The organism is Sulfitobacter sp. DSM 110093 (assembly GCF_022788715.1).
GTDB lineage: Bacteria > Pseudomonadota > Alphaproteobacteria > Rhodobacterales > Rhodobacteraceae > Sulfitobacter.
Genome location: NZ_CP085169.1, coordinates 70,202 through 94,082, shown reverse-complemented (window position 1 = coordinate 94,082; position 23,881 = coordinate 70,202). Strand labels below are relative to the sequence as shown.

The window sequence follows — 23,881 nt, the reverse complement described above, 5'->3', positions numbered from 1 at the left end:
TTTGCTTTCGGTGCCGTTTAAGAGGAAACTGGTCGTGATAGCTGAGCCCCCCTGTCTATCAGGAGGTGGCCGAAATTCGTGAAGGATACCGAAAACGCGTTTGCGGCGTGCAATTGATCGGTAATCCCCCCATTTCTAATGGGGTCCAGCCGTAGAATTCACGCGGCTGTTTTCAGTTTCATTGCGGGTGTCATGCCGCCGATGCCCATGTTGGGTCGCTCGTTGTTGTAAGATGGGGTGGTTGCCGCCCTCCCCAAACGGCATCGCAATGTGCCAGGATGTGGTCCTGAAAGAGCCCCAAGCTGGTAACACCTAAATGAGTGTATAGGGTGAAATCATCGCGCTATTGCGGCTCTGATCCGAGCACCAAGTTCTCTGGGTTTGAATGGCTTAGTGATAACTTCTATCGCACCAAGTGCCAGCATTTCGGATTCGGCACTTTCACCAACCCGAGCGGTCAAAAAGATAGCTGGAACATCTGCAAGGCCTGGAAGTTGCCGTAACTTTTCGAGTGTTTGAGGGCCTGACATATCTGGCATCATGTAATCGAGTAAAAGAACCTCTGGATTGAATTCAGACGCTCTAAGGAGAGCGGCTTCGCCAGAGTCACATTCGGCCACCTCGAAACTATCATACAGCTCAAGGGAAAGCTTGATGATCTCAAGAATGTCAGGTTGATCTTCAACGATTAGTATTTTGATAATATTCATTATTAAATCTGGCTTAAATCGGCAACTTCGTTCCGATCCAGTACTTATCGAGTTCAGTAATTGAAGTCACTCAAACTTTAAAATTGTTAGCCAAATTATAACTTTAAGGCGAGATATGGGCGCACACAGCATCGGCTTTTATGATGAGTTTTGCGCCCGCAACATTACTAGGCAAGCGCCGGGACCTGTAAATCATTAGGTTTAAGCCGCGATCAAGATAGGCTGGCGCTGCCCCGCGACAATCATGTCGATCCTCGCAAGGCGCGCGCCACCGCGGCTGCTCGCTCCGCCGGAACATCGCCCGGCATCCGCAACACCAGATCGTTTCCAAGCTCAATCGTGATGATGCCGGCGGCCCGGCGGGCAGCCGCTGGCGGACCAGCGTCCTCAGGCCCCCCGTAACCGGCACAAAGGCTGGCAGAGCAGCAGGCGCTACCCCGGCCATGGCGTCCGCCGGCAAGTCCAACTCCCCCTGGCGTGCCCGCCGCCGCCACTCGGAGAGTTGATGCGCGGCCAAGTCGTGCTGTCGCGCGACATCCACCACCCGCACACCGGGCTGAAAGCTCTCGGCTACAATCCGGGCCTTCACATCATCTGGCCAGCGTCGATATCCCCGCGTTCGCTGCAAAACCTCAATGCAGCCATCAAACCCATTCCCGCCATCTGCCATCGCCGTCTCCTTCTGAATGCACAGAGAGAAACTCTCCGCTCCATCAGCGTAACGGAACCGTGGAAATCAATGCGACGGGGACGGCGCTTACGCTTCAAACGTGGACCATGAGATTCCTAAATGGGCCCAATTTAAAAAGGGTTTGAACGGGTGTGCTCCCGCTATAGGACGTTTCTAAGCAACCGTCGTCTGGATCGCGGCGTGATTTATACCGGAACAAAATGTAAGCCTTGGGAGGGGGCTGGCTTCTTGCCACTACTTTACTTGCCCCGGGATTCTCGCTCGCAATAGCTGTCGTCATTGCACAACATCGCTTTTTCTATGAGAGCGCAATCACAGGGCAGAACCCGCTTTAGAGCTTGTGACCGGGCAGCTTTAAAGCCTGCTGAATCCAACTTACCAGTTGATCTTCATCGAGCCCCTCATCCTCATGAATATCCAAGTAGCGGGTTCCTTCGACTTTGGAGGCCTTCGGCGGCACTGGATCAAGTGAAGAGCCCGTCATGAACGTGATCTGCACATAGCTCTTGTAGCAGTACATGGCGAGAAACCAGCCGTCCTCCTTGCCATAAAACGGGGTATTCCACCGAACCTGTTTTCGAACCTCGGGAAAAGCTTTTACAATCAAGGTGTCGATCTGTCTTCCAAGCTCATACTTCCAGCCCGGCATTGCAGAGATGTACGCCTGCACAGATGGATCGCCATCCCCTTTGGGGATATAAGGGTTGGTGCTCGATGAATGCGTTGGCTTGTTGGTATCGGTCATAATCCGAGTTTAACACGAAAATTACAAAGTGCCGAGCTCCGCCATCCGGCAGCATCTTTGTAGCTTCGGGCTCTCATCCGGCTTTCGCCGCACTGTTTGCACGCCAATTCACAGCTTTAGGATCACTGGCGGGGGGTCACGACGCCACACCCCCCTGTTGGGAAACTGCGGCCGTTTCTGGCACTTATGTTGGGCGATAAGTTTCTTGCATTTGTAGGGTGTCTCGCCGATCGTCGCCATACTGCTACCCATGATTGCCAGCTTTAACAAAACCGCCTCCACACACCCAAAGGCAAAAGCATTAAAAAAAGGAATACCATGACCAAACCTTTGAATAAATCCGAGCTCGTCGCAGAGATTGCCGCACATGGAGAAATGACGAAAGCAGAAGCAGTAGCCGCACTTGATACCGTTGTGGCCGTCATTACAGCACAGATGGTCGCAGGAAAAACTGTCATCCTGCCAGGCCTTGCCAAGTTTGAGACACGCGACCGCCCTGCCCGTCAGGTTCGCAATGTCTCCACAGGTGCGATGATAGACAAAGCCGCTGACCGCGCCGTTAAGATATCGGCTATGACTGGAATTAAAGCTGCCGTTAACGCTTGACGCGTTTTCAGCTGTTTAACAAGCGGGTGGACTGCCAGAGATGAACAGGTTGGCGGTCGCCTCAGCGGATGGAGCGGCTCTCGGAAATCTGGATCATAATTCTACTGGGTAGCGAGGCTTGGGCCTGTTCGAAATAGGCTTACATCGTTGGTGAATACCGTATCAGGCTCGAGGCGGATCAGACGCCCGGACGGATCATCGACGCGGGCGATCTCGGAGACAAACCAAAAGTTCCAATCCCTCTCTGGGCCGAGGTAGCGGGTAAGCAGGCGCTTGAACAAGTCGGGTTTCATTGGATGTATTGCGGCCCGACCGCGCATGCCAAGATGCCGCAAAATGCCTCCCGCATTGTCGTATTGCACAATTTCGACAGCCACACGCGGGTCATGCGCAATCCGTTCGATTGAAGCACTGCTTTTTGAGCCCAGCATCCAGAGCGAGCCTTCTTCCCACTGGAACCAGACCGGCGCATTTCGCGGGGCGCCGTCCTCTGCGACCGTGGCAAGGTTGGCCATGAGAGGAAGATGTATGATCTGCTCGAACTCAAATGCGGTCTTCATTTGCTCACACTGCGACGAACAAACTGCATTAGCAACTTTCGGCCTGACAACGCTAAAGGTTGTTGGCAGGTTGAGCGATAATCAGGCCTCTACAAACTAGGGCTGAACCTGATGTTTGGGCGGTTTTGCGACGTATCCGATTGATTTGTTGTTGCGAGACAGCAAGGCTACCGAAGGAGATACACTTTTGGGTGTGCAGGTTTTGGTAGTGGGTCTCTGTCCAGCTGCTGTTCACTGCATCGAACCGAATGACCGCTATGTATGAAATAGGAGCGGGTAGAAGCACACCCACTCCTATTAATAATCACCCGCCGGGCGTTGCTGCTGACCCCGCGAGAATTCCACCATCAATCGTCAGTTCAGTGCCCGTCATGTAGGCGGCTTCGTCTGAGGCGAGCATGACGGCAAGAGCTGCGACCTCTTTCGCCTCGCCAAAACGCTGCATGGGTGTGTCGGCCACCATTAACGCCTCCCGGTCCGCCCTATCAGGACCGTCGCCAAGCATCTGTTCCCACATCGGCGTCATGATCGCTGCCGGATGGACTGAGTTACAGCGGATGGCGAGGCCTTGACCGGCACAATAAAGCGCTACCGATTTTGTGTGGTTGCGGATTGCAGCTTTCGAGGCGGCATAAGCAGCGGCCATTGGAATGCCAACCAGGCCAGAGCGGGACGAGATATTAATAATGCTTCCCACACCTTTTTTCCGCATGGCACGGATGGCATAGCGGCAACCGAGGAAGGTGCCGTCGCTATTCACGGCATGAACGGCCCTCCAGTCAGCCAAGGAAGCGTTTTCAGGATCGTGAGCCGGCGGTAAGCTATCAAACGGCCCTTCAAGACCGGTGATGCCAGCGTTGTTGACCAGCACGTCGAGGTCGGGAAAGCGCTCTGCTACGACATTCCAATCAGCCTCGGATGCCACGTCAAGGCGGGCAAAGGTTGCGCCGATCTTGTCGGCCATGGATTGCCCGGTCTTGGCGTCAACGTCTGTCAGTATGACGTTAGCCCCTTCATCGCAAAATGCGATTGCAATGGCGGCACCAATACCTCGGGCGCCCCCTGTTACGAGGGCGGTTTTGTTCTGTAGTCTGAGCATAAAATCTCCGTGAGATTCGTGTTCGCTGGATCCCAAGCGTCGATCGCTCAGAGCGCATTGCCGCCCTGTAGGCGGATTACCGGAGGCGTTTATCCATTGTCGTTCACTCCTCTACGAATGGTAACAAAATAGAAAACGATATTATGACGGTCAAGCGCACATAAGCCGCCATTCGCGGACCGTGCGGCATCTGACAAATGGGCACCTTGCAGTCATTCGCCCCGCTATCTTCGGCGCGCAGGCCGCGGCAATCACATCAAATGCAAAATGAATGCGGTCATAGGGGAACTCGCCCCCCTCGTTGGTCCAGTCGAGACACCAGCGTTGATGAACGTTCTCACGTCTCGATGCACGGCCTGTTCGCCACGATCAACACGCCGAGAAACCTCCCGGATCGACAAGGCCCCCTCTCCGGCCAACGCCTTCACGATGGCCAGGGAGGGGCCAAAACCCGGTGCATGTCGTCTTAAGTTGCGAAATTCAGCGTGGGCGTGGCGTCGGCGGCCGCGCTCAAGCGAACGGTTAGAGTGTTCATTTCAGCATCCATTCGTGTGAATTACCCTTCGATGCGCATGCGCATCATCTTCTCAGGGTTTGCCTCGATCGTCTGCAGATACGCTTGAACAGCGGCCGCAGGCACACTGTCACCCTGCTCGTATTTTTGAAGGGTTTTCAAATCCACGCCAAACATGACGGAAAATTGCTTCTGGGTCAGGCCCACTGATGTTCGGACTTTTTTGACCCATTCTTTGGAGGCGTTCTTAGACTTCAGCTTGGGAGACCTTCGGATAAATTCAGGGTGCACCCCGACCGCCGCAAGTTCATTTGCCAGACGCTCCCGCGAAGCCACCTGTGGCAGAACCAACAGTGCTTCACCCTCATCAATCACGCTTTCCACTGCCCGCTTGGCAAGCAGAAGCTTCAGGCCGCATTGTGCGAGAGCTTGCGTTGCCGCAATCGCATTGATTTCAGCAGAGTCACCCTTAGGACGAAGAACGACGCTTTCTTTTGAACCGGACTGGTTGCGGTCGACGACCTGGACTGGCCCCAGTCGTCCGAACACCTCCTTCAATTCTGCATTCTTCATAATCTAACTCCTCAAGTACTGAAGCAGCAATCTGACGAAGCCTACTGGCTCCCAGGCCGTTTGGATCAAAGCCTTCGCCGTGCAGGTGAAGCCCTTTTGCCAGAATATGCCGGCGCTCTTGGTCGACCTCGACTTCAGCCATAACCTTCAAGAGCCCTTCGGCTATCTCGATGGATATGATTACAACCGGGTCATCAGAGTCGTCGATCAGGATCACTGCTTTCTCCATATAACATATACCCTGATAGGGTAGTAAATCAAATACATCTCGCGAAGCCTTGTCGTAGCGCAGAACGCAAAAACCGTTCACCACGAGGGCAAATTGGAGCGCGACGCAGCATCGGTTAGTTGGGCGCGCAGCATCGTTCTCGCCGAAACCAGCACGAGCGCCCAGCTCCAGACGCTGCCGTTCGACAAGCTGGCGCTGAATTCACCAGGCTCAAACAAAGCGGTCGCTTGCATCACTCGCGAGAAGGTCGGTTTTTGGGAAGTCACTATTGCTGGGTGGGTTAGAACCTATCACAAACCGATCCATCAGAAAGGACGACGCTGTCCATCGGAATATCCCATGGCATAGGAAAAATTGTCGGAATGCGGCAATGGGAAAATCCGACGCCAATAACCTTTGGCAAAGGATCGAGCTGCGCCAAGGTCTTGTCGTAATATCCGCCCCCATTGCCGAGCCGAAAACAGGCTTCGTCCACGCCCAACAATGGCGAGATCACGACATCCGGCACCGCTTCTGCGCCGCGCGTGGGTACCGGAATGTTCCAGATACCGCGTTCCATTGCACAACCTGGCTGCCAGGCGCGGAAACTCAACGGCGCGTTTTTTTCCGCGACAACCGGGAGAAGAACAACAGCACCAGCGGCATGCGCCTTGGCCATCCAATCGCGCAGGTCCGGCTCCCCGCGAATTGGCCAATAAACAGCGATCTTCATGCCCTGCTGCGGGACGACGCGTGTCTCGAGTTTTGTGATAAGATTTGCGGTCATCGCGGCACGCTGCTGAACGGACAATTGCCGCCGCGCCTCCATCAAACGGGCACGCTCTGCCGTTCGAAACCGGGCCACATCTCGCATCCTTATTGGATCGACTGGGTTCCCATCGATCAAAAGATGGGCCATGCACGGGTCCGAGCCGCCTGTGACGTCATCCTCCATCATCAGTCCCTCTCTGACCTCACATTATTGATGTCCGATAGAAGTTCTGTTGTCAGACTGCGCCGCGCAAGGGTTCCGATCAAGTCAGACCGCGTGACAATACCAACGATACTGCCGTTGGCCAGAACCCGCACGGCATCAAAGGCGTCATCCGCGCCACCGCTGGCAATAGCCACCAACAATCAATATTTCCCCAATGTCACGTCCGTCAGGTAAGCTACAAACTCCTACTTCGCGATCATAGCTGCGCCGTCCTTCCAAGGTGCAGCGAAGCTGAACACCTTTAACTATCCCAGTGATTTGCCGCGTAGCGCGATCGCCAGATTTACTGCCGCGTTCAGCACAGTCGAGATTAGCAATCCGGATCGGGATAAGGCCAACAACAATAGTATCGCCATCCCGGATGCGGGTAACGGTGTCAACAAGCTGCGCGCCGGGCGATGCAGTCGAAGTTTCCTGTGTTCGACGAACACTCTTCCGTGCGCTACCGTCTGTCCATGCGCCTCCCCCTCTTATTATGCGCGGTTTGCTGGCATCTTGCTGAACGGCAGTCTGATTTTCAGGTCGCAGCACTATCGCCGACAGCAAGACTGCGCAGCCAATCACCGGCAGAAAAGATGATAAACCGTTTTTGCGGCGGCGGAACTTCGTGACTTTTGACATTCTGTCCAGTTTGCTGGGCAAATCAGGCAGCAATTTGACGAAAGAGGTTCAAGAAAGGGCGACCGGCGACCCTTAGGTCACAACGCTGTTGCCGGGCTGCCGATATCAAAAACACCCATCAGGCAGAGAAAACCCCCGCTGCCATCGGGCAACGGGGGCTCTTTGTTCAACATCAAGTGCTGAACTAGCTCATGCTTCGCGTTCCAGCTTTTTACGTGCCAGCTTACGGGCACGACGGATCGCTTCGGCTTTCTGACGCGCGTTTTTCTCGGAAGGCTTCTCGAAATGCTGCTTGAGCTTCATTTCACGGAGTACGCCTTCCTTTTGGAGTTTTTTCTTTAGAACCCGGAGGGCTTGATCAACGTTGTTGTCGCGAACACTAACCTGCATGTGGTTTCCACCAACTTTCTTGTTAAAATTGTAATAATTTCCAGTAACTGGCGGGATAGAAACCCTAAACTGACTTGTATAGCAAGGTCGGATATGCGGAACAAAACTGCCAATTTCCACTGTTGCGCCGAGGCCCACTCAACCTACCATAAAAACATCGTATCGCGTTGTTTTACCGATAATTTGATGGGTGCATTTCTGAACACCCTCTAGAGGATCAGCCTTAGCGGGCCACTTTAGCACCACGCGTTTACGTGCATGTGCGATCGCCAATCGTACAAGATCAGCAGCGTCATCGTCTGCGCCGACGATTTCACGGACTTGACGCAGCTCCAACTTCACCAGTGCAGAATTTTTACGTTCAGGATGCATTGGATCGATCAGAATTGCTTCGGCAGATAATTCAGGGATCAAATCCAGGGCGTCGCCTTTCAAAAGTGTCATGCGGCCAATTATTTCGCGGAGCTGGCCACCTTCTCTTGCTGCGCGCTTCATGCCCTGAACTAACAATGAATGCATTTTCTCTGAGCGTTCGATCAAAGTGACCTGGGCACCTAAAGAAGCTAAAAGAAATGAATCCCGTCCCAATCCGGCTGTCGCATCAACGATCATGGGGGTTTTACCCTCCCGTAGCCCCATAGCCTTGGCCAAATCTTGACCACGACCACCACCAAACCGAAGACGATGTGCAACAGAACCTTTGACAAAATCAATGCGAAGCTCTTTCGCAAACTGCTTCAAACTTTATCCATTTTCTATTCCTGAAGATCACCATCGCTCGCACGCTTCAGCCTGTAGTGCATTTTCCACACCTTCATAAAGCGGTTATTGGTGGAGCGTGCAGCATTTTACAGTATGGGCTCATTACTGCCCTTAGCTTCAACAAGCACCCAGGGCGGCTCACGGCACGGGATTGCCGTTTGGGGTTGCCTTATCGACGAGCGCTCACCCCAAATTGGAAGTTCGTTGCAGCAGCTTTAATGTTCAGGCCGCATCGATTTCCGGGTCTTTCACATCGGCATTCTTGAGCTGTCGCGCCATGATTTCAATAAACGGTATGGTCGGGTTTGCTTCGGCCAGCATACCGACTTTCATCCAAAATTCAGCCTGAGCATTGATCGAACGGCACATGACAGCACTGGACTTGCGCAGTTCTTCGTGCAGCCCGTCCCCGATTTTTACGATCCCCATCGACGCACCTCCCACTTTGCATTATACGAATTATACATGATTCGTATAATACCTAAGCAACATGAGGTCAATCTGTCTGCTGTTGCTACCATGGAGGATGAGAGAGACGGCATGATGAAAGGCTATATCGACGTGCCCGTCGCACCAAAGGCGCAAGACGCTCGCAGAACCGAAGCCGTCAAACTGTACGGACCAGATGCATTCGAAGGCATGCGCCATGCGGGCGCCTTAACTGCAAGATGTCTGGACGGCGTATCCGATCTTATCCACCATGGCACCGCTCTGACGCAAATTGATGCATTCGTACGCGACTTCGCGGCCGCCCATGACGCCACGCCCGCGACACTAGGCTACCAAGGGTATCAATACGCCTGCTGCACGTCGGTCAACCACGTGGTCTGCCACGGCTTCCCGAACGGTAAGAAGTTGCGCGACGGCGACATCGTCAATGTCGACGTCACACTGATCCTTGACGGGTGGCATGGGGATTCCAGCCGGATGTACGTGGTCGGCAAGCCTAAACGTGCAGCCGAGCGGCTGATCCGGATCGCCCATCAGGCGATGATGCGGGGGATTGAGACTGTGCGACCGGGGGCGCATCTGGGGGATATCGGCCACGCGATCCAAAGCCATGCACATTCCGAACGTTGTTCCGTGGTCTGCGACTTCTGCGGTCACGGCATCGGCCAGGTTTTTCACGATTCACCTAATATCCTGAACTTCGGCAAAGCTGGTACCGGCTTAGAGCTGCGGGAAGGCATGATCTTCACCGTTGAGCCGATGATCAACCTCGGTCGTGCCGACGTGAAGATGCTTGCGGACAACTGGACGGCGGTGACGCGGGACAAGTCTCTTTCGGCCCAATTCGAGCATTCGATAGGCGTGACATCAGATGGCTTCGAGATCTTCACCCTCTCACCCAACGGCCTTCACGCGCCCGGGGTGGAGCTCCAAACGGTTTGCGCATAGCAGACCTTAGACACTACCGCAGCATCTGTTAAATTGCGTTCCGTCCAGTCATTTTTGCCACCAGACATGAACGCCCGCGTTGGTGAAGCTTTCCACAACTCACCTGCTGCCTTGAAAACAGGGGGCCCCTCCTGTTCAGCTATTTGCTCTGAGCCGACCTAAAATTGCGCCTTCTATCAGATTTTAAATTCAGCCTGCCCTCCTGATTTAACTAGCCATTCTCAGGAGTTGGTACACGCCCCCATTGGGGGGTCGCCCTGCGCCGCGAAGGCCAATACTCCTGTCATAGAGTTGTAATATGAGCATCACATAGCTGTAGCCATCGGGTGTTTTACGGAAGCGAGCCGCGGGGCGCAGATGCGTTATCCGCCGGACCAATACCTGCCTCGCAAACCGCGAACCGACCGGAGAGCTGCACAATGAATATGAACCGACGTCACGTCATGGGCCTGATGGGGGCGACCGCCTCTGGGCTTTTCCTGCCGAGCCACCTGCGGGCCCAGCAAAACCGCCCCTCGATCAGAATTGCAGTACAGCAAGTCGTCATCAACAACACGCTGGACCCTTGGAACGAACAGTCGAATGTCGGCGAACGCGCGCTCTACCCTAACCTTTGGGAAGGGCTGCTCCTGCGCGACTGGATGGGCAACCAAGGCCCTGTGCCGGGTCTGGCGACTGAGTGGAAGCGCCTAGACGAAAAGACCGTCGAGTTGAAGCTCCGCGAAGGTGTAAAGTTCCACAATGGCGATGAGATGACTGCCGAGGACGTGGTCTTTTCACTCTCCCCCGAGCGGCTATTTGGAGACACTCAACCGGCGGGCGGCGAAACCATTTACGCAGAGAATTTTACCCGCTCCACAGGCAAGGACATCCCCGCCGCTTTGCCGGGTATCGCGCGGCGCAAATGGCCCTCGCTGGCCGGGGTGGAAGCCGTCGATAAATATACCGTGCGCTTTCATAACGCGACGCCTGATGTAACAATGGAAGGGCGCCTTTATGCTGGCGGCAGCATTGTGGCCAGCCGTCGCGCTTGGGACGAAGCAGAATCCTATGATGCTTGGGCAAAGCAACCGGTCACTACAGGCCCCTATTACGTCGACGATTTTCAGCCAGATGTCTCGCTCACCTTGCGTGCGCATGAAGACTATTGGGGCGGTCGTCCTCCCTTGGAAACAATTACCTTCGTGGAGGTGCCCGAGGTTGCAAGCCGCGTAAATGGTCTCTTGTCCGGCGAATACGACTTCGCCTGCGATTTACCGCCTGACCAGATTGGAACTGTGATGGATGCACCGGGTCTGGAAGTTCAAAACTCCACCATCTGGAACCACCGCGTCAATGTCTTCACGCAAGACCATGAGCAGTTGCAAAACCCGCTTGTGCGCCGCGCAATGACCCATGCAATTGATCGTAAGGCCATCGTTGAGGCCCTTTGGGCCAATCTAACAGAAGTACCTGCAGGCCTTCAGTTCGACAGTTTCCGGACCTCTGACATGTTCATCGAAGGTTGGGACGCCCCCGAATACAACCCAGAGCTGGCGCGCCAGATGCTTCAAGAGGCGGGTTACAAAGGCGATCCGATCCCATTCCGTCTCCTGAACAACTATTACATCAATCAGGTGCCGAACGGACAGATCCTCACTGAGATGTGGAACCAAGTCGGCCTGAACGTCGAGATCGAGATGAAGGAAAACTGGGGCCAGATTCTTGCCCAAGACAGTCCACGAGGGGTACGCGACTGGTCTGCTTCCAACACGATCAACGATCCGATCTCGCCGATGGTGGTGCAATTTGGGCCGAATGGCTCAGCCCAGCAAAACCGCGAGTGGACGAATGCAGAGTTCAACGATCTTTGCCAGGTGATGGAGACTTCGACAGACCGCGCCAAGCGCAAACAAGCCATCGCACGGATGCTGACAATCGCCGAGCGCGAAGACCCGGCTTACAATATCCTGCACCAGAACGCGGTCTTCACAGGCATGCGGTCGAACCTAAACTGGAAGGCGGCTCCCGCCTTTGCCATGGATTTCCGCGCCTCTAACTGGCCCGGTCAGTCCTAAACTATAGCGGCGCGCTCCCAATCTGGGGGCGCGCCCTTGCGCGCATCGCTAAGGACTTCTTCTCATGAACAATCTGGTCGAGATCAGAAACCTGCGGGTTGCCTTTGATGGCGTACCGGTACTGCATGGCATCGATCTTGATGTGGCTCCTGGCGAAGCCTTAGGGCTGGTCGGAGAAAGTGGCTGCGGCAAGTCTGTGACTTGGCTCGCCGCGCTTGGCCTGCTGCCGGGTAAAGCCAGCGTAAGCGGATCGGTCTACCTGCAAGGCCAGGATTTGACAGGCGCGCCGCGCCAAGCGTTGGAGCGGGTGCGGGGCAAGCGCGTTGCCATGATTTTCCAAGACCCGTCGAGCGCGCTTAACCCCGTGATCCGGGTAGGCCGGCAAATCATCGAAGCATTGCGATTGCATCGTGGACTTGCGGGGGCTGCAGCGAAGACCGAGGCGTTGCGATTGATGGACCTTGTCGGCATTCCCGACGCGCGCAACCGGTTCAATCTCTACACCCATGAATTTTCCGGCGGACAAGCACAACGCTTGATGATCGCGATGGCGCTTGCGGGCGAGCCTGACCTGCTAATCGCCGATGAGCCCACAACGGCGCTTGACGCTACAATACAGGCACAGATTCTCGATCTGTTGATCACTTTACGTCATGAGATGTCGATGGCTACAGTTTTTATCAGCCACGATCTCGCAGCTGTGGCACAGGTCTGCGAACGCGTCTGCGTGATGTATGCGGGCAAGATCGTCGAAGAAGGCCCTGTCGCGCAGCTTTTTGACACACCACGCCATCCTTACACTCAGGGGTTGTTCGACGCGATACCTTCACTCTCTGGCCCGCGGCGGCGATTGGTCCCGATCCCTGGCACCGTACCAGATCCGCGCCAACTGCCGACAGGCTGTGCGTTTGAGCCCCGTTGCGCACGCGCACGCACGTTTTGCACGCAACACCGACCAGAACTGCTGCCCCAGCCGGAAGGCCGCCAGTTGGCTTGCGCCTATCCCGTGCCAGTAGCGCAGGACGCTGTGCAGCGAGAGAAGGAGTATCAATGAGCCCCCTGCTAGAGGCCCGCGAGCTGGTCCGCATCTATGAAACCCGCCGTGGTCTGCTGGGGCGCCCCTCAAATGTACGGGCTGTGGATGGGGTTAGCCTCAAGGTCAGACGCGGTGAAACGTTGGGGGTGGTGGGCGAGAGCGGCTCGGGCAAGTCTTCTCTAGGACGCATGCTTTTGGGGATTGATACCGCGCAGGGCGGCGCTGTCTATATTGACGGAAAGGCTATGCCTCTTTTTGGCTCCCCCGAGTGGCGCTCCCTGCGGGCACGCATTCAAATGATCTATCAAGACCCCCTGGCCGCGTTGGACCGGCGGATTGGCGTGGCAGAGCAGCTGCGCGAACCACTGGATATTCACCGCATTGGCGATGCTGAAAGCCGCATGGCGCGCGTCCACGAAGTGATGCTATCAGTCGGTCTGCGCCTCGACCAAGCCGATAAGTTTCCGCATGAACTTTCAGGGGGGCAACGGCAGCGTGTCGTTATCGCGCGGGCACTGATGACCGAACCTGAGCTGCTGGTTTGTGACGAGCCTGTTTCGGCGCTTGACGTCTCCATTCAGGCGCAAGTGGTGAACCTGCTGGCTGACCTGCAGCGCGACCGGGGCCTTGGCATGGTCTTTATCAGCCATGATCTGAAGGTCGTTCGGAACCTCTGCGATCGGGTCGCGGTGATGTATCTGGGCCGCATCGTTGAAGAGGGCCCCGCTGATACGATATTCAGCGACCCGCAGCACCCCTATACGCAGGCTTTGGTCTCTTCAGTGCCCCAACCCGGCCGTGCACTTAACAGCCGTATCATTCTTCAGGGTGAACCGCCAAACCCCGGCAACCGCCCGCCCGGATGCGCCTTTCACCCGCGTTGCCATAAGGCTGAGGACATCTGTCGCCACACCGTTCCCGAAACCCAGGGTGCCGGCGTTGAGTGCCGCGCGGCCTGCCATTTCGCTGGCCACGCAGCACGGCCGGAACTGGTTTGAACAGGAGCCTTAAGTGATACGTTTCGTAACCTCCCGCCTCTTCCGGGCCGGGCTGACGATCTTGTCGGTGATGACATTTGCCTTTGTAGTGCTACGCATGTCGGGAGACCCGGCGCAGGTGTTGCTGGGGCCGGATGTGCCGCAGAATGTGGTGCAGGATTTCCGCGACCGCTGGGGGCTCGATGACCCGATCTGGCGCCAATATCTCTCCTACCTTCAAGCTATGATGCAAGGCGACTTTGGCCTGTCGATGCGCGACCGTTCACCCGCCATTGACCTCGTGATGCAGCGCATTCCGGCCACGTTACAACTGACAATCCCTGCGCTGATCCTGCAACTGGCCTTCGGCATCCCGGCAGGTATCTACGCCGCACTAAAGCAGGGCACACTGGCAGATCGGAGTGTGATTGTCGCGGCAATCATCGGGTTCACCGTTCCTTCCTTCGTAATGGGTTTGCTGCTGGTTTTGATCTTCGCCGTCACCTTGGGGGCTTTGCCCTCCGGCGGGGCCAGCAGTTGGCAACATGCGATCCTACCTGTGCTCACCATGAGCATCGGCGGCATCGGCGTTCTGGCCCGTTTTTCGCGCTCCGCGATGATTGAGGTGATGGGCCAGCCCTATATTCGCACAGCCTCTGCCAAAGGGGTCCGCTGGAGCGATGTTGTCCGCAACCACGCGTTACCGAATGCAGCGGTGCCGATCGTAACAATCGTAGGCTTCATGGTGGGCTCGTTAATTGCTGGTGCCATCATCGTTGAAACAATATTTAGCTGGCCGGGCATGGGGCGGTTGCTGATCGTGTCCGTCACCAATCGGGACCTGGCGGTGGTGCAATGTATCTTGCTGCTGGTCGCCGCCGTTATGGTGGTGTCAAACCTAACGGTCGACCTCCTTTACGGCTGGCTTGACCCGCGCCTGCGCCAGACAACCTCCGCACATTAAGGAACTGACATGGCTGTCACTACCGTCAATCCCCCGCGCTTTGCCAAACGCCGCCGCGCGCGGTTACCCTTCACCGTGCAGCTGGCGCTATTTTGGCTTTCGGCGATGGTCATTTGCGCGCTTTTTGTAGATCTTCTGCGGCCCTATCCGATCACCCAGATGAACCTCAGCACACGGCTCGCTCCGCCGGGCACGCCGGGGCATTGGTTGGGTACAGATGAATTGGGCCGCGACGTGCTATCGCGCCTGATCCAGTCGGTGCGGTCCTCACTGGTTATCGCTTTTGGGGCGACCCTGCTTTCGGCCTTCTTTGGCACATTGCTGGGCTTCATGGCGGCCAAGTTCCGCGGCGTGGTGGAGCATGTGGTCGTGATGTTGGCGGATTTTCAAGCCGCGCTGCCCTTCCTGATTATGTCGCTGGCGGTCCTCGCGTTCTTCGGATCATCTATGCTGTTGCTTGTCTGCCTAATGGGTTTCTACGGATGGGAACGTTATGCTCGGATCACCCGCGGACTTGCCATTTCAGCAAGTGCTCAAGGATACGCCGCTGCTGTGGTTCAACTTGGTGCAAAGCCATCGCGGGTCTATCTACGCCACATTCTTCCCAATGTTGCATCGACGTTGATCGTCTCCATGACACTCACTTTCCCCGAAATTATCCTGATGGAGTCCAGCCTTTCGTTCCTAGGACTTGGGGTGCAGCCGCCCGATACAAGCCTTGGCAATATGGTGGGCTTTGGGCGCGAGTATCTCACCACGGCACCATGGATCATGCTGTCGCCTGCCGTTGTGATCGTGCTGACAACATTAGCGATCTCATTGGCCGGCGACTGGCTGCGCGACCGCCTGGACCCAACACTCTAAGACTGGAGCCAAGGTTTGGGAGGTACCGCGGTTATGATGGTAAAAGGGCGGCCCACTGGCCGCCCATTGTGGTCAACGCGTAACGATCACAGTGCTGCTATCGATATAGTTGTCAAAATGCACCAAGGTCTGATCCGCATCGGCAAGGATCACTGCGATCTGTGCCGGGCCATCAAGTTCTTCGAACGTACCGCCATCAAGGTTCACAGTTACGTTGTAATGGTTCCCTGACATTGTGGTAAAGGGAATGCCCCGCCACAGCGCAGTAGAATTATAATGAACATGGCCGGCAATCACCTGCCGAACGTCGCCATGTGTTGCGAGCAGATTGGCCAATCGTGCGCCGTCGCGCAGGATAATGCGGTCGACCCGCGTGAAGAGCGGGTTTGCGTGGTGGTGCAAGATGCCGATGACGGGCTTGTCCGCTGCCTCCAGCAACCGTTCTTCCAGCCAGTCATATTGCGCGTCGGTGAGCACGCCCGGATGTATTCCCGGCTCCGAGGAGTCGAGCAAGATGGTCCGGTAACCCTTGTGATCTATCACCTTATCAATGCAGCCGGTCTCTGCTTCATAGTCTTTACCGAAGACTTCCAGAAAAACAGGCCGATCATCATGATTGCCTAGGGTGATATGGCAAGGAACGGTTAGTTCCGAAAGGATCGACTGCAACCGGACATAGGCTTCCGCCTCCCCCAGGTCGGCCAAATCCCCCGCCAGAACACAGAAGTCTGCATCCGCATGGCGCGCATTAATGGCCGCCACGCCGCGTGCCAACCGGTCTGCAGTGTCAAGCGTGTGGGTTGTCTCTCCTTCGCGTACGATGTGTAAGTCGCTTAGTACAACGATCTTGAGTGTCATTGGCCAAGCCCCTCACGTGTCAGATAACCAATCGATGCTGGAATGCCGATTTTGTTGCGGAGTTCCATGATCAGGCGTGGTTGTTCTTCCAGTTTGGCAAGCGCGCGGAAGACGGCATGCCAGCGGATCGTTCCTTCGCCAATCGCCCAATGCCGGTCAGCATAACCATCAGCATCTTGTAAATGAATATGGTCCAGCAAGCCCGCTGCGGCGCGCACGTAATAATCCACCGGTGGCCCGCCATTGGTGCCATGGGCATAGTGGGCGTGGCCCGTGTCGATCGACAGGCGCACCGCGGGAGAGTCAAAACTTTCCACCAATAGTCGACGGTCACGCGGGGCGATGTCTTCAATGTTTTCAATGACCAGCGTAACACCCTGATCTTCCGCACGCTTTACGGCACCTGAAAGCGTCGCATGGGTGTTTTGAATCACCATGTCGCGGGCATTCTCAAGGTTGTCGAAATTATTGTAGTCCCAAGCAGTATAGGGCGAATGGAGCACCATCTGCGTTGCCCCGACAGCCTGGCAAACATCTAACCCTTGGTTAACCCGTTTGGTCACCACCGCGCGAACCTCAGGGTCATTTGAATGGATGGTGAAGCCCCAAAAGGGTCCGTGGATACCCAAACGTCCGGTATAGCCATCCAAAAGTGCCTTGATCCGGTCAGCTTCGGGCTGCCAATCCCCCCCCAGCACGTCAGGCGCATGAAAGGATTGAAGCTCAAGATCGCGCTGCTTTTCGAGTATCCAGTCGCGGTAGGTTTCAAGGTCTGCGGTGCCAAGCGCCGCGCCGATGACGGGAGGGGTCATATTCTGTCCTGTTGTTGAGAATCTGCCCCTTTCCTTGCGGCTGTTATATGTTGACCAAGCGAAGGTTCAGTGAAGATTTCATTACGACAGGCAGCAGAGCTATAGGCGCAAGAACACCCGAGACGCTTCCGCCTTTGACGAAGGTCCGTTCTATCGCCCGGTGCAGATCACGGCGCGGGTTGATGCCGATGTGTTGGCGTAGTTTGCACCCATCACCAATGGTATCCCCGATGGGCGGCTACAACATCAATCCCGGCCTGCCTAATCAGCTCGTGTAGCGGCGATGGTCTCCATGCTGTCAATCAAATCTTTTAGCGTGGAAATAAAAGTTGCATATCGTTCTGGGCCGATCGCATCGTTAAGTGAGTGTAAGTGACCCAGTGCTTTTGCTTCCATCAAAGCCTGTTGCTTGATCCCTTTTTCGGTCGCAACACTTAGGTGTATTCGCCGATCGTGAGCGGATCTTAGTCGGACAATCAGGTCTTCGTCTTCCATCCACCGGAGTGCTTTTGTAACACTTGATTTGTCGCGGGCGGATGCGGTGCCGATCTGGGTCTGACTGATGCGTGGGTTTCGGACGATCAAGGTCAAAATGGTGAAATAGCCGGGTTGCAGTGCGTCCTTGCCCAAACGCGCGCGGAAGTCTTCATAGGCAACTTCATAGGCACGGCGCAGATACATGCCGATGAATTCATGGAGAATGCCGTGGTCTAATGAGTTGCTTTCCGGAGGCTGTGCAGTCCCATAAGTGAGCCGGTCATCCGTGGGGGGCCCTGGGCTTGTGGCTATGGTTTTCTTATTCATGTTCAGCGCGCCAGTTCGGGCAGGACCATGACGATCCATGGCACGGCGATGATGATTATGATGCGAATAAGATCGGCCAATACAAAGGGCAAGATGCCGCGGTACATATCCCCAACGGACAAGTCATCAATGACAGACCTTATTACAAAAAGATTCAGGCCAACCGGGGGAGTGATCAAGGAGAGCTCTGTGACCATGACTGCAAAGATCCCAAACCAGATGGGGTCAAACCCTAGTTGGGTTACAATTGGGAAGAAGATGGGGATGGTCAGCAAGATCATGGAGAGGCTTTCCATAAACATGCCCAAAAAGAGATAGATCACGAGGATGGTGAGGATCACAGCGGTCGGGCCGAGGCCTAAGGAAGTGATGAGATCTGACAAAGCGGCGGGGAGGCCGATGAGGTTCATGAAGTTGGAAAAGACCAAAGCCCCGATAAGAACCAGAAACAGGCTTGCCGTTGTTGTTACAGTTTCCACCAAAGAGGCAACCAGTCCTTTCCATGACAGGGCACGGCGCCAGAGCGCAAAGGCCAGCGCACCGGTTGCGCCTACGCCTCCTGCTTCGGTAGGGGTAAATATCCCTTTGTAAAGTCCTCCGATGATTCCCACAAAGAGCAATAGGATGGGACCGACACTGCGAAGATAGCGCAGACGTTCGCTCCAGCTCGCGCGGGGGGCTGCAGGCGCGCAGGAAGGATCAATCTGGGCGGCGATGCGGATCGCTGCCAGATACAGCACAATGGCTAGGACGCCCGGTAAGATGCCCGCAATGAACAATGAGCCGATGTCCGTGCCAGTGGCAATGCCGTAGAGCACGAGGATTACGGAGGGCGGGATCAGAATGCCCAAAGTGCCCCCTGCGGCGACGGCTGAGGCAGCAAAGCCATCAGCATATCCATACCGGCGCATTTCCGGCACCGCGACCTTCGCCATTGTGGCGGCCGTGGCCAAAGAGGAACCGCTGAGCGCGGAGAACCCGCCGCATGCTAGGATTGTGGCTGCTGCCAATCCGCCCCGCATATGGCCTACAAACCCATGACAGAGCCGGTACAGGTCTTCTGACATACGCGCGCGGGTAACAAAGACGCCCATTAGGATGAACATGGGCAGCACAGAAAGCTCATAGGACATCGTTGCATTGATTGGCAGCTGGCCAATCATTCCCATTGCTGTGCGCTCAGAGATCGTGAGCCATATCCCGGACAGGCCAATGAGCAACATGGCCAATGCGATTGGCATCCCGCCCATCATCAGTACAAAAACACCGAAGAATGCTACCCCGGAAACCTCCCAAACGGCCATTAGAGCCCCCCGCCACTGGCCGTCGCAGACCGGTCCTGCCTGAAAGATTCAATGGCACAAAGCAGAAATGCAATCGCTGTAACGGCCAGAAAAATAGCCATGCTTTGGGCGATCAAGCCCTTGGGGACGCGCAATTCCATTGTGACCTCATTATAAGTCAAAAGGCGTTCGCCCTGCAGCCATACGCGCCAAGAAACAAAAGCCACAAGTGCTGCCCCCACCAGATCAGAGAAGACACTGGCGATCCGTACCAGCACGGGCGGTAGCCGCTCGATTACGATTGTCACGATAATATTGCCCCGGCGACGGACCATGAGTGGCAAGGCACTGAATACAATCAGCCCCATACCGATTTCGATCATCTCAAAGCCACCCATAAGCGGGCTGCGCAGCCCATAGCGCATGGCAACGCCTGTAAATGTCACGGCCATGACCGCAAAAGCAATGAGCCCAGACAACCATGCCAGCGACAGACACAGCCGGTCAAAGAAAGTAATGGCAGCCGACATGTCAGTATTCTCTTTCTTCAAGGGTCTGTGTCAGGCGCAAAGAGGCAGCAATGCTTTGCAGAGCCGCCTCTTAACGTTATTTTACGACGTTCACTTCGCGGTCTGCGCGATAGTTCTCAGCCATATCGCGGGCATACTGGAGGATGGCTTCCCCATCAAAACCCTTATCTGACGCTTGGGCCAGCCATTCGGTTTCGAGCGGTTTCAATGTGTCGCGAGCAGTGGCGACATCTTCGTCGCTCAGCGTGACAAACTCCACGCCGTTTTCGTTTAGCTTCTCTTCACCATATTTGTCACCATTGGACCAAGCAAACCCGGACAGCATGGCAAGAGCCATGCCGGAGTGCTTGTCAACGGCTGCGCGCTCTACTTCGCTCAGGCCGTCCCAACTGTCTTGGTTAAACGCGACCCAAAACGTATCTGTGTAAAGGCCGCCGGGGACGCGCGTGATTGAGGAAATGACCGGTGTGATGCCAAAAAAGTCGATGGATTCAGAAGGAAAGGTAATCCCATCGGCAACGCCTCGCGACATCGCGGTTTGTGCCTCTGTTGGCGGAAGTTGAACAGGAGACGCACCCAACTCTGACATGATGCGTCCGGTCACATTACCCCCTACGCGGATCGTTTTTCCCTGCAAGTCCGTTAGGGTTTCAACCCGGCCTTTCGCCATATTGATGTTTGGGTTGGAGTGGGTGAACAGACCTACCACATGGGCGCCCTGATGCTCGCCGTAATCTGCACCAAACTTTTGGTAGGTCAGCCAGGAGGCGGCGGAGCCTGCCCATGGATCGGGCGACATGAAGGGCAGATCCATGACCTGTGTCATAGTGAACCGACCGGCATTATGTCCCGATACGCCGTAGCCGACGTCAAAGGCTTGGTCCAACAAGAGGTCAAACTGGGCTGGCGGGGGGCCGAGAGGAGAGGTCATGATTTCAAACTTCAGAGACCCTGCCGTCTCTTCTTCAATCGCTGCGGCCCATGGTTCTAAAATGCCCGCAACGATGAGATGGTGTGCCGGAAGCCAGGATCCCACCCGAATGGTTTTGGTCTCTTGCGCGAGGGCGGGGACCGCACTGCTCGCGAGTGCTGCGGCAAATGCCCAAGTTGCAAATGGTTTCATTTCTTACTCTCCCTTATAATCTCTAATTGTTATCAGCTCTTGCGGTCGGTCTATCAAAGTTTGCTCGGTCCGCTCAGTTTAAAGATTTCCAGAGCGTCTGCCGTCTCTCCCCCACGTACAGTCAACAGGCGAAACTGCTCAGCCGCCATTGAAGTGAACGGAACCGGAGATGTGCAAGATCGTGCAAGATCGCAGACTGAGTCGAGATCTTTCAGCATTGTGTAGACATGCCCCAAAGGAGGTTCATGCTGCGCGTTTACCATCCGGGGCATGAAGATCTGTAACGGTTTACTGTCCGCGAAACCGCCGGCCAAAGCTTCCGGCAGCCGTGTCGCATCAACGCCAGCATTTGTAGCAAGACGTGCAGCTTCGGCCAAAACTGCCATCGTGCATCCAACAATAACTTGATTGCATAACTTGGTTGTTTGGCCGGCGCCGGATGGCCCCATCAGCGTAAAGCGCTCGGCCATTTCTAGAACTACTTTTTCAACACGGTCAAAAGCGCTTTGAGCCCCCCCGGCCATGATTGCCAAACTGCCTGCTTCAGCGCCCGGAACACCGCCAGAGACAGGGGCATCAATCCAATCCATCCCCGTTTCAGCTTTGAGCTGTCCGGCCATCTTGACCGTAGCTTCTGGCTGGATGGAAGAAAAATCAACTAAAGTGGTACCGTCACGCGCCCCTGCGGCAACACCGCCTTCACCAAAAACGGCCTCTTGAACCGCCTGGGTGTCGGTTAAGCACATAAAAACGATATCTGACCGGCGTGCAACTTCGGCGGGATTGGCGCCTAAAGTGGCCCCTTTTTCGACGAGCGCTTTGGTTTTGGCCGCCGTGCGGTTCCAGACAGTCAGCGCATAGCCTGCGTCGAGCAGGCGCGCGGCCATTGGCGTGCCCATTAAGCCTGTGCCAATGTAGCCGAGTGTTGTCACATCGCTCATGTTGTTTTCCCTTTCCTGCGTGGCTCGGGCCACTGGGCGTTTCCGGGGTGCGTGACGGCGCCTTCATGGGCTTGGCCTACGGAGGCTGCGTATTTGGACAGCAGGCCTGCGCGATGGCGTGTTTCGGGGGCTTTCCACTCAGCGCGCCTGCGTGCCAACTCCTCATCAGGGACGTCGAGTGTGATCGTTGCCGACGTGCCGTCGATGGTGATCAAATCCCCGTTTTGGACCAATCCCATCGGTCCGCCGGTCGCCGCTTCAGGGGCAGCGTGGCCAATACACATGCCCCGCGTCGCACCAGAAAAGCGACCATCCGTCAGAAGGGCGACCTTCTCGCCCATCCCTTGCCCGTAGATCAGGGCTGTAAGCCCCAACATCTCGCGCATACCAGGCCCCCCCACCGGGCCTTCATTGCGCACGATCAGGACCTCGCCTTCTTTATAATCGCGTGAATGAACCGCTTCGACAGCTTCATCTTCGCTTTCAAACACCCGTGCCGTTCCGGTGAAGGTCAGCGACTTTAGCCCGGCCACTTTCAAAAGCGCGCCATCCGGGCAGAGGTTCCCCTTCAGTACAACAACGCCACCAGACTGCATAATAGCGCTGGAGACGGGGTGGATGATTTCGCCATCCGGTGCTGGAGCGTCTGCCACTTCTTCGGCGAGCGTTCGACCTGTCACGGTCAGTGTGTCGCCATGCATGAAACCATTGGCGATCAGCTCTTTGATGACCACATGTGCGCCGCCAATTTCGTACACGTCTTTGGCATGGTATTTGCCACCGGGCCGCAGATTGCCAATGAATGGCGTGCGTTGGAGAACGGCAGCAACATCATCAGCTGTAAACTTGATGCCTGCCTCATGTGCAATTGCCGGAATGTGCAACGCAGTGTTGGTAGACCCGCCGGTGGCAGCAACGATCGCACAAGCATTTTCAAGCGCCTTGCGTGTCACGATATCTCGCGGCAAGGGACCGCCACGTTCGATCAGCTCCATCACAAGAGCGCCCGCACGATGGCCCACGCCTTTGCGTTCCGAATAAACGCCAGGGATCATAGAAGAGTTAGGCACCGTCAGTCCTAATGCTTCTGAAACCATCGCCATAGTATTGGCAGTGAACTGCCCCGCACATGAGCCAATGGTTGGCTTGCAGGCTTCTTCGAGCTGAGTAAGCTCGTCCTCGGTCATTGTCCCTGCTTGAACTGCACCAACAGCTTCGTAGGTGTCCAAAACACTCACATCGCGCCCCTGGAACCGTCCTGGTAGAGCAGATCCGCCGTAAACAAAGACGGAGGGCACGTTGCACCGCACCATCCCCATGATGACCCCGGGCAAAGTCTTATCGCATCCGCCATAGCCAACGATGCCATCATAGGCATGCCCGTGGATCACCGCCTCAATACTGTCTGCAATGATCTCTCGGCTGACGAGACTGAATTTCATCCCCTCATGGTTCATGCCCACACCGTCCGACACGGAGATTGTCGTAAACTCCCGTGGGGTGCCTCCAGCCATGCCGACGCCTTCCTTGGCATACTCAACCTGGGCGTAATGGGTCATGTTGCAGGGGGTGGTTTCGCCCTTTTGACTGACAACACCAACCATCGGCTTGGCGATGGCCGCGTCGTCGAGCCCCATTGCATGCATAAATGCGCGGTGGGGGCTACGGTCGATGCCGTCAGTGGTAATGCGCGAGCGAAGTGGCTTTTTGTTGGACGATGCCATATTGCCGCCTCCAAAGAAAGTTTCATTAAAGAAG

At 55.7% G+C, this 23,881-nt stretch carries 26 protein-coding genes and 1 pseudogene; 7 read left to right on the top strand and 20 right to left on the bottom strand.

The annotated features are described in order from the left end of the window. Positions 1-335: 335 nt before the first annotated feature. From DSM110093_RS18700 to DSM110093_RS18690, 3 genes are all read right to left on the bottom strand, one after another. Entirely contained in the window at positions 336-710 is a 375-nt protein-coding gene (locus tag DSM110093_RS18700) for a response regulator (RefSeq protein WP_347568651.1), read from the bottom strand. Positions 711-813: 103 nt separating this feature from the next. Beyond that, on the bottom strand, positions 814-1,380 hold the full coding sequence (locus DSM110093_RS18695) for a transposase (RefSeq protein ID WP_347568650.1): 567 nt from the start codon (positions 1,378-1,380) through the stop codon (positions 814-816). Between the two features lie 352 nt (positions 1,381-1,732). After that, positions 1,733-2,146 carry a DUF1801 domain-containing protein gene (locus DSM110093_RS18690; RefSeq protein ID WP_243263286.1) on the bottom strand — a complete coding sequence of 138 codons (414 nt, stop codon included), beginning with the start codon at positions 2,144-2,146 and terminating at the stop codon, positions 1,733-1,735. Between the two features lie 318 nt (positions 2,147-2,464). Between DSM110093_RS18690 and DSM110093_RS18685 the strand changes: the two genes are divergently transcribed. Then, positions 2,465-2,752, top strand: coding sequence for an HU family DNA-binding protein (locus DSM110093_RS18685; protein WP_243263288.1), 288 nt, complete (start codon positions 2,465-2,467; stop codon positions 2,750-2,752). Between the two features lie 101 nt (positions 2,753-2,853). Here DSM110093_RS18685 and DSM110093_RS18680 read toward each other — a convergent pair whose 3' ends face one another. From DSM110093_RS18680 to DSM110093_RS18645, 9 genes and pseudogenes are all read right to left on the bottom strand, one after another. Then, on the bottom strand, positions 2,854-3,312 hold the full coding sequence (locus DSM110093_RS18680) for a pyridoxamine 5'-phosphate oxidase family protein (RefSeq protein WP_243267978.1): 459 nt from the start codon (positions 3,310-3,312) through the stop codon (positions 2,854-2,856). Between the two features lie 304 nt (positions 3,313-3,616). Beyond that, positions 3,617-4,411, bottom strand: coding sequence for an SDR family oxidoreductase (locus DSM110093_RS18675; protein WP_243267977.1), 795 nt, complete (start codon positions 4,409-4,411; stop codon positions 3,617-3,619). 240 nt (positions 4,412-4,651) lie between these two features. Next, positions 4,652-4,871: pseudogene (locus DSM110093_RS20950) on the bottom strand (hypothetical protein); the annotation flags it as partial. 96 nt (positions 4,872-4,967) lie between these two features. After that, the gene (locus tag DSM110093_RS18670) at positions 4,968-5,498 is read right to left on the bottom strand and encodes a type II toxin-antitoxin system MqsA family antitoxin (protein ID WP_243267976.1); all 531 of its coding nucleotides are present in this window, start codon (positions 5,496-5,498) and stop codon (positions 4,968-4,970) included. A gap of 509 nt (positions 5,499-6,007) precedes the next feature. Further along, complete coding sequence (locus tag DSM110093_RS18665; protein WP_243267975.1) at positions 6,008-6,664, bottom strand: 5-formyltetrahydrofolate cyclo-ligase; 657 nt, start codon at positions 6,662-6,664, stop codon at positions 6,008-6,010. Between the two features lie 144 nt (positions 6,665-6,808). Beyond that, positions 6,809-7,324, bottom strand: a complete 516-nt coding sequence (locus DSM110093_RS18660) for a hypothetical protein (protein WP_243267974.1) — start codon at positions 7,322-7,324, stop codon at positions 6,809-6,811. Positions 7,325-7,513: 189 nt separating this feature from the next. Beyond that, positions 7,514-7,714, bottom strand: a complete 201-nt coding sequence (gene rpsU / locus DSM110093_RS18655) for a 30S ribosomal protein S21 (RefSeq protein ID WP_243263529.1) — start codon at positions 7,712-7,714, stop codon at positions 7,514-7,516. A 138-nt stretch (positions 7,715-7,852) separates the two neighbouring features. Then, the gene (locus DSM110093_RS18650) at positions 7,853-8,455 is read right to left on the bottom strand and encodes a class I SAM-dependent methyltransferase (protein ID WP_243267973.1); all 603 of its coding nucleotides are present in this window, start codon (positions 8,453-8,455) and stop codon (positions 7,853-7,855) included. Between the two features lie 243 nt (positions 8,456-8,698). After that, on the bottom strand, positions 8,699-8,905 hold the full coding sequence (locus tag DSM110093_RS18645) for a ParD-like family protein (protein ID WP_243267972.1): 207 nt from the start codon (positions 8,903-8,905) through the stop codon (positions 8,699-8,701). A 114-nt stretch (positions 8,906-9,019) separates the two neighbouring features. Here DSM110093_RS18645 and map point away from each other — a divergent pair, with 114 nt between their 5' ends. From map to DSM110093_RS18615, 6 genes are all read left to right on the top strand, one after another. Beyond that, complete coding sequence (gene map / locus DSM110093_RS18640) at positions 9,020-9,874, top strand: type I methionyl aminopeptidase (protein ID WP_243267999.1); 855 nt, start codon at positions 9,020-9,022, stop codon at positions 9,872-9,874. 419 nt (positions 9,875-10,293) lie between these two features. Then, the gene (locus DSM110093_RS18635; RefSeq protein ID WP_243267971.1) at positions 10,294-11,931 is read left to right on the top strand and encodes an ABC transporter substrate-binding protein; all 1,638 of its coding nucleotides are present in this window, start codon (positions 10,294-10,296) and stop codon (positions 11,929-11,931) included. 64 nt (positions 11,932-11,995) lie between these two features. Continuing rightward, entirely contained in the window at positions 11,996-12,985 is a 990-nt protein-coding gene (locus DSM110093_RS18630) for an ABC transporter ATP-binding protein (protein WP_243267970.1), read from the top strand. After that, entirely contained in the window at positions 12,982-13,965 is a 984-nt protein-coding gene (locus tag DSM110093_RS18625; protein ID WP_243267969.1) for an oligopeptide/dipeptide ABC transporter ATP-binding protein, read from the top strand. Before DSM110093_RS18630 ends, DSM110093_RS18625 begins: the two co-directional genes overlap by 4 nt. Positions 13,966-13,978: 13 nt before the next feature. Continuing rightward, positions 13,979-14,908 (top strand): ABC transporter permease, encoded by a 930-nt coding sequence (locus tag DSM110093_RS18620; protein WP_243267968.1) that lies wholly within the window; start codon positions 13,979-13,981, stop codon positions 14,906-14,908. Positions 14,909-14,917: 9 nt separating this feature from the next. After that, complete coding sequence (locus DSM110093_RS18615) at positions 14,918-15,772, top strand: ABC transporter permease (protein WP_243267967.1); 855 nt, start codon at positions 14,918-14,920, stop codon at positions 15,770-15,772. A gap of 72 nt (positions 15,773-15,844) precedes the next feature. On the opposite strand, the gene DSM110093_RS18610 is transcribed toward DSM110093_RS18615, so the two are convergent. The 8 genes from DSM110093_RS18610 to ilvD form a co-directional block, all read right to left on the bottom strand. Next, on the bottom strand, positions 15,845-16,630 hold the full coding sequence (locus tag DSM110093_RS18610) for a phosphodiesterase (protein WP_243267966.1): 786 nt from the start codon (positions 16,628-16,630) through the stop codon (positions 15,845-15,847). After that, complete coding sequence (locus tag DSM110093_RS18605; RefSeq protein ID WP_243267965.1) at positions 16,627-17,442, bottom strand: sugar phosphate isomerase/epimerase family protein; 816 nt, start codon at positions 17,440-17,442, stop codon at positions 16,627-16,629. The genes DSM110093_RS18610 and DSM110093_RS18605 overlap by 4 nt, the downstream gene beginning before the upstream one ends. A 261-nt stretch (positions 17,443-17,703) precedes the next feature. Then, positions 17,704-18,246 (bottom strand): MarR family winged helix-turn-helix transcriptional regulator, encoded by a 543-nt coding sequence (locus tag DSM110093_RS18600; protein WP_243263296.1) that lies wholly within the window; start codon positions 18,244-18,246, stop codon positions 17,704-17,706. A 2-nt stretch (positions 18,247-18,248) separates the two neighbouring features. Further along, on the bottom strand, positions 18,249-19,550 hold the full coding sequence (locus tag DSM110093_RS18595; protein ID WP_243267964.1) for a TRAP transporter large permease: 1,302 nt from the start codon (positions 19,548-19,550) through the stop codon (positions 18,249-18,251). After that, complete coding sequence (locus DSM110093_RS18590; protein ID WP_243263298.1) at positions 19,550-20,059, bottom strand: TRAP transporter small permease; 510 nt, start codon at positions 20,057-20,059, stop codon at positions 19,550-19,552. The genes DSM110093_RS18595 and DSM110093_RS18590 overlap by 1 nt, the downstream gene beginning before the upstream one ends. A 76-nt stretch (positions 20,060-20,135) precedes the next feature. Continuing rightward, positions 20,136-21,182, bottom strand: coding sequence for a TRAP transporter substrate-binding protein (locus DSM110093_RS18585; RefSeq protein WP_243267963.1), 1,047 nt, complete (start codon positions 21,180-21,182; stop codon positions 20,136-20,138). A 53-nt stretch (positions 21,183-21,235) separates the two neighbouring features. After that, positions 21,236-22,123: an NAD(P)-dependent oxidoreductase gene (locus DSM110093_RS18580; protein WP_243263300.1), complete on the bottom strand. Its 888-nt coding sequence runs from the start codon at positions 22,121-22,123 to the stop codon at positions 21,236-21,238. Then, positions 22,120-23,847 carry a dihydroxy-acid dehydratase gene (gene ilvD, locus DSM110093_RS18575; RefSeq protein WP_243267962.1) on the bottom strand — a complete coding sequence of 576 codons (1,728 nt, stop codon included), beginning with the start codon at positions 23,845-23,847 and terminating at the stop codon, positions 22,120-22,122. Before ilvD ends, DSM110093_RS18580 begins: the two co-directional genes overlap by 4 nt. Positions 23,848-23,881 lie beyond the last annotated feature (34 nt).

Coding starts and splice junctions, on each gene's coding strand:
- DSM110093_RS18700 (WP_347568651.1), bottom strand. CDS start 710: ATGAATATTATCAAAATACTAATCGTTGAAGATCAACCTGACATTCTT.
- DSM110093_RS18695 (WP_347568650.1), bottom strand. CDS start 1,380: ATGGCAGATGGCGGGAATGGGTTTGATGGCTGCATTGAGGTTTTGCAG.
- DSM110093_RS18690 (WP_243263286.1), bottom strand. CDS start 2,146: ATGACCGATACCAACAAGCCAACGCATTCATCGAGCACCAACCCTTAT.
- DSM110093_RS18685 (WP_243263288.1), top strand. CDS start 2,465: ATGACCAAACCTTTGAATAAATCCGAGCTCGTCGCAGAGATTGCCGCA.
- DSM110093_RS18680 (WP_243267978.1), bottom strand. CDS start 3,312: ATGAAGACCGCATTTGAGTTCGAGCAGATCATACATCTTCCTCTCATG.
- DSM110093_RS18675 (WP_243267977.1), bottom strand. CDS start 4,411: ATGCTCAGACTACAGAACAAAACCGCCCTCGTAACAGGGGGCGCCCGA.
- DSM110093_RS18670 (WP_243267976.1), bottom strand. CDS start 5,498: ATGAAGAATGCAGAATTGAAGGAGGTGTTCGGACGACTGGGGCCAGTC.
- DSM110093_RS18665 (WP_243267975.1), bottom strand. CDS start 6,664: ATGATGGAGGATGACGTCACAGGCGGCTCGGACCCGTGCATGGCCCAT.
- DSM110093_RS18660 (WP_243267974.1), bottom strand. CDS start 7,324: ATGTCAAAAGTCACGAAGTTCCGCCGCCGCAAAAACGGTTTATCATCT.
- rpsU (WP_243263529.1), bottom strand. CDS start 7,714: ATGCAGGTTAGTGTTCGCGACAACAACGTTGATCAAGCCCTCCGGGTT.
- DSM110093_RS18645 (WP_243267972.1), bottom strand. CDS start 8,905: ATGGGGATCGTAAAAATCGGGGACGGGCTGCACGAAGAACTGCGCAAG.
- map (WP_243267999.1), top strand. CDS start 9,020: ATGAAAGGCTATATCGACGTGCCCGTCGCACCAAAGGCGCAAGACGCT.
- DSM110093_RS18635 (WP_243267971.1), top strand. CDS start 10,294: ATGAATATGAACCGACGTCACGTCATGGGCCTGATGGGGGCGACCGCC.
- DSM110093_RS18630 (WP_243267970.1), top strand. CDS start 11,996: ATGAACAATCTGGTCGAGATCAGAAACCTGCGGGTTGCCTTTGATGGC.
- DSM110093_RS18625 (WP_243267969.1), top strand. CDS start 12,982: ATGAGCCCCCTGCTAGAGGCCCGCGAGCTGGTCCGCATCTATGAAACC.
- DSM110093_RS18615 (WP_243267967.1), top strand. CDS start 14,918: ATGGCTGTCACTACCGTCAATCCCCCGCGCTTTGCCAAACGCCGCCGC.
- DSM110093_RS18610 (WP_243267966.1), bottom strand. CDS start 16,630: ATGACACTCAAGATCGTTGTACTAAGCGACTTACACATCGTACGCGAA.
- DSM110093_RS18605 (WP_243267965.1), bottom strand. CDS start 17,442: ATGACCCCTCCCGTCATCGGCGCGGCGCTTGGCACCGCAGACCTTGAA.
- DSM110093_RS18600 (WP_243263296.1), bottom strand. CDS start 18,246: ATGAATAAGAAAACCATAGCCACAAGCCCAGGGCCCCCCACGGATGAC.
- DSM110093_RS18595 (WP_243267964.1), bottom strand. CDS start 19,550: ATGGCCGTTTGGGAGGTTTCCGGGGTAGCATTCTTCGGTGTTTTTGTA.
- DSM110093_RS18590 (WP_243263298.1), bottom strand. CDS start 20,059: ATGTCGGCTGCCATTACTTTCTTTGACCGGCTGTGTCTGTCGCTGGCA.
- DSM110093_RS18585 (WP_243267963.1), bottom strand. CDS start 21,182: ATGAAACCATTTGCAACTTGGGCATTTGCCGCAGCACTCGCGAGCAGT.
- DSM110093_RS18580 (WP_243263300.1), bottom strand. CDS start 22,123: ATGAGCGATGTGACAACACTCGGCTACATTGGCACAGGCTTAATGGGC.
- ilvD (WP_243267962.1), bottom strand. CDS start 23,847: ATGGCATCGTCCAACAAAAAGCCACTTCGCTCGCGCATTACCACTGAC.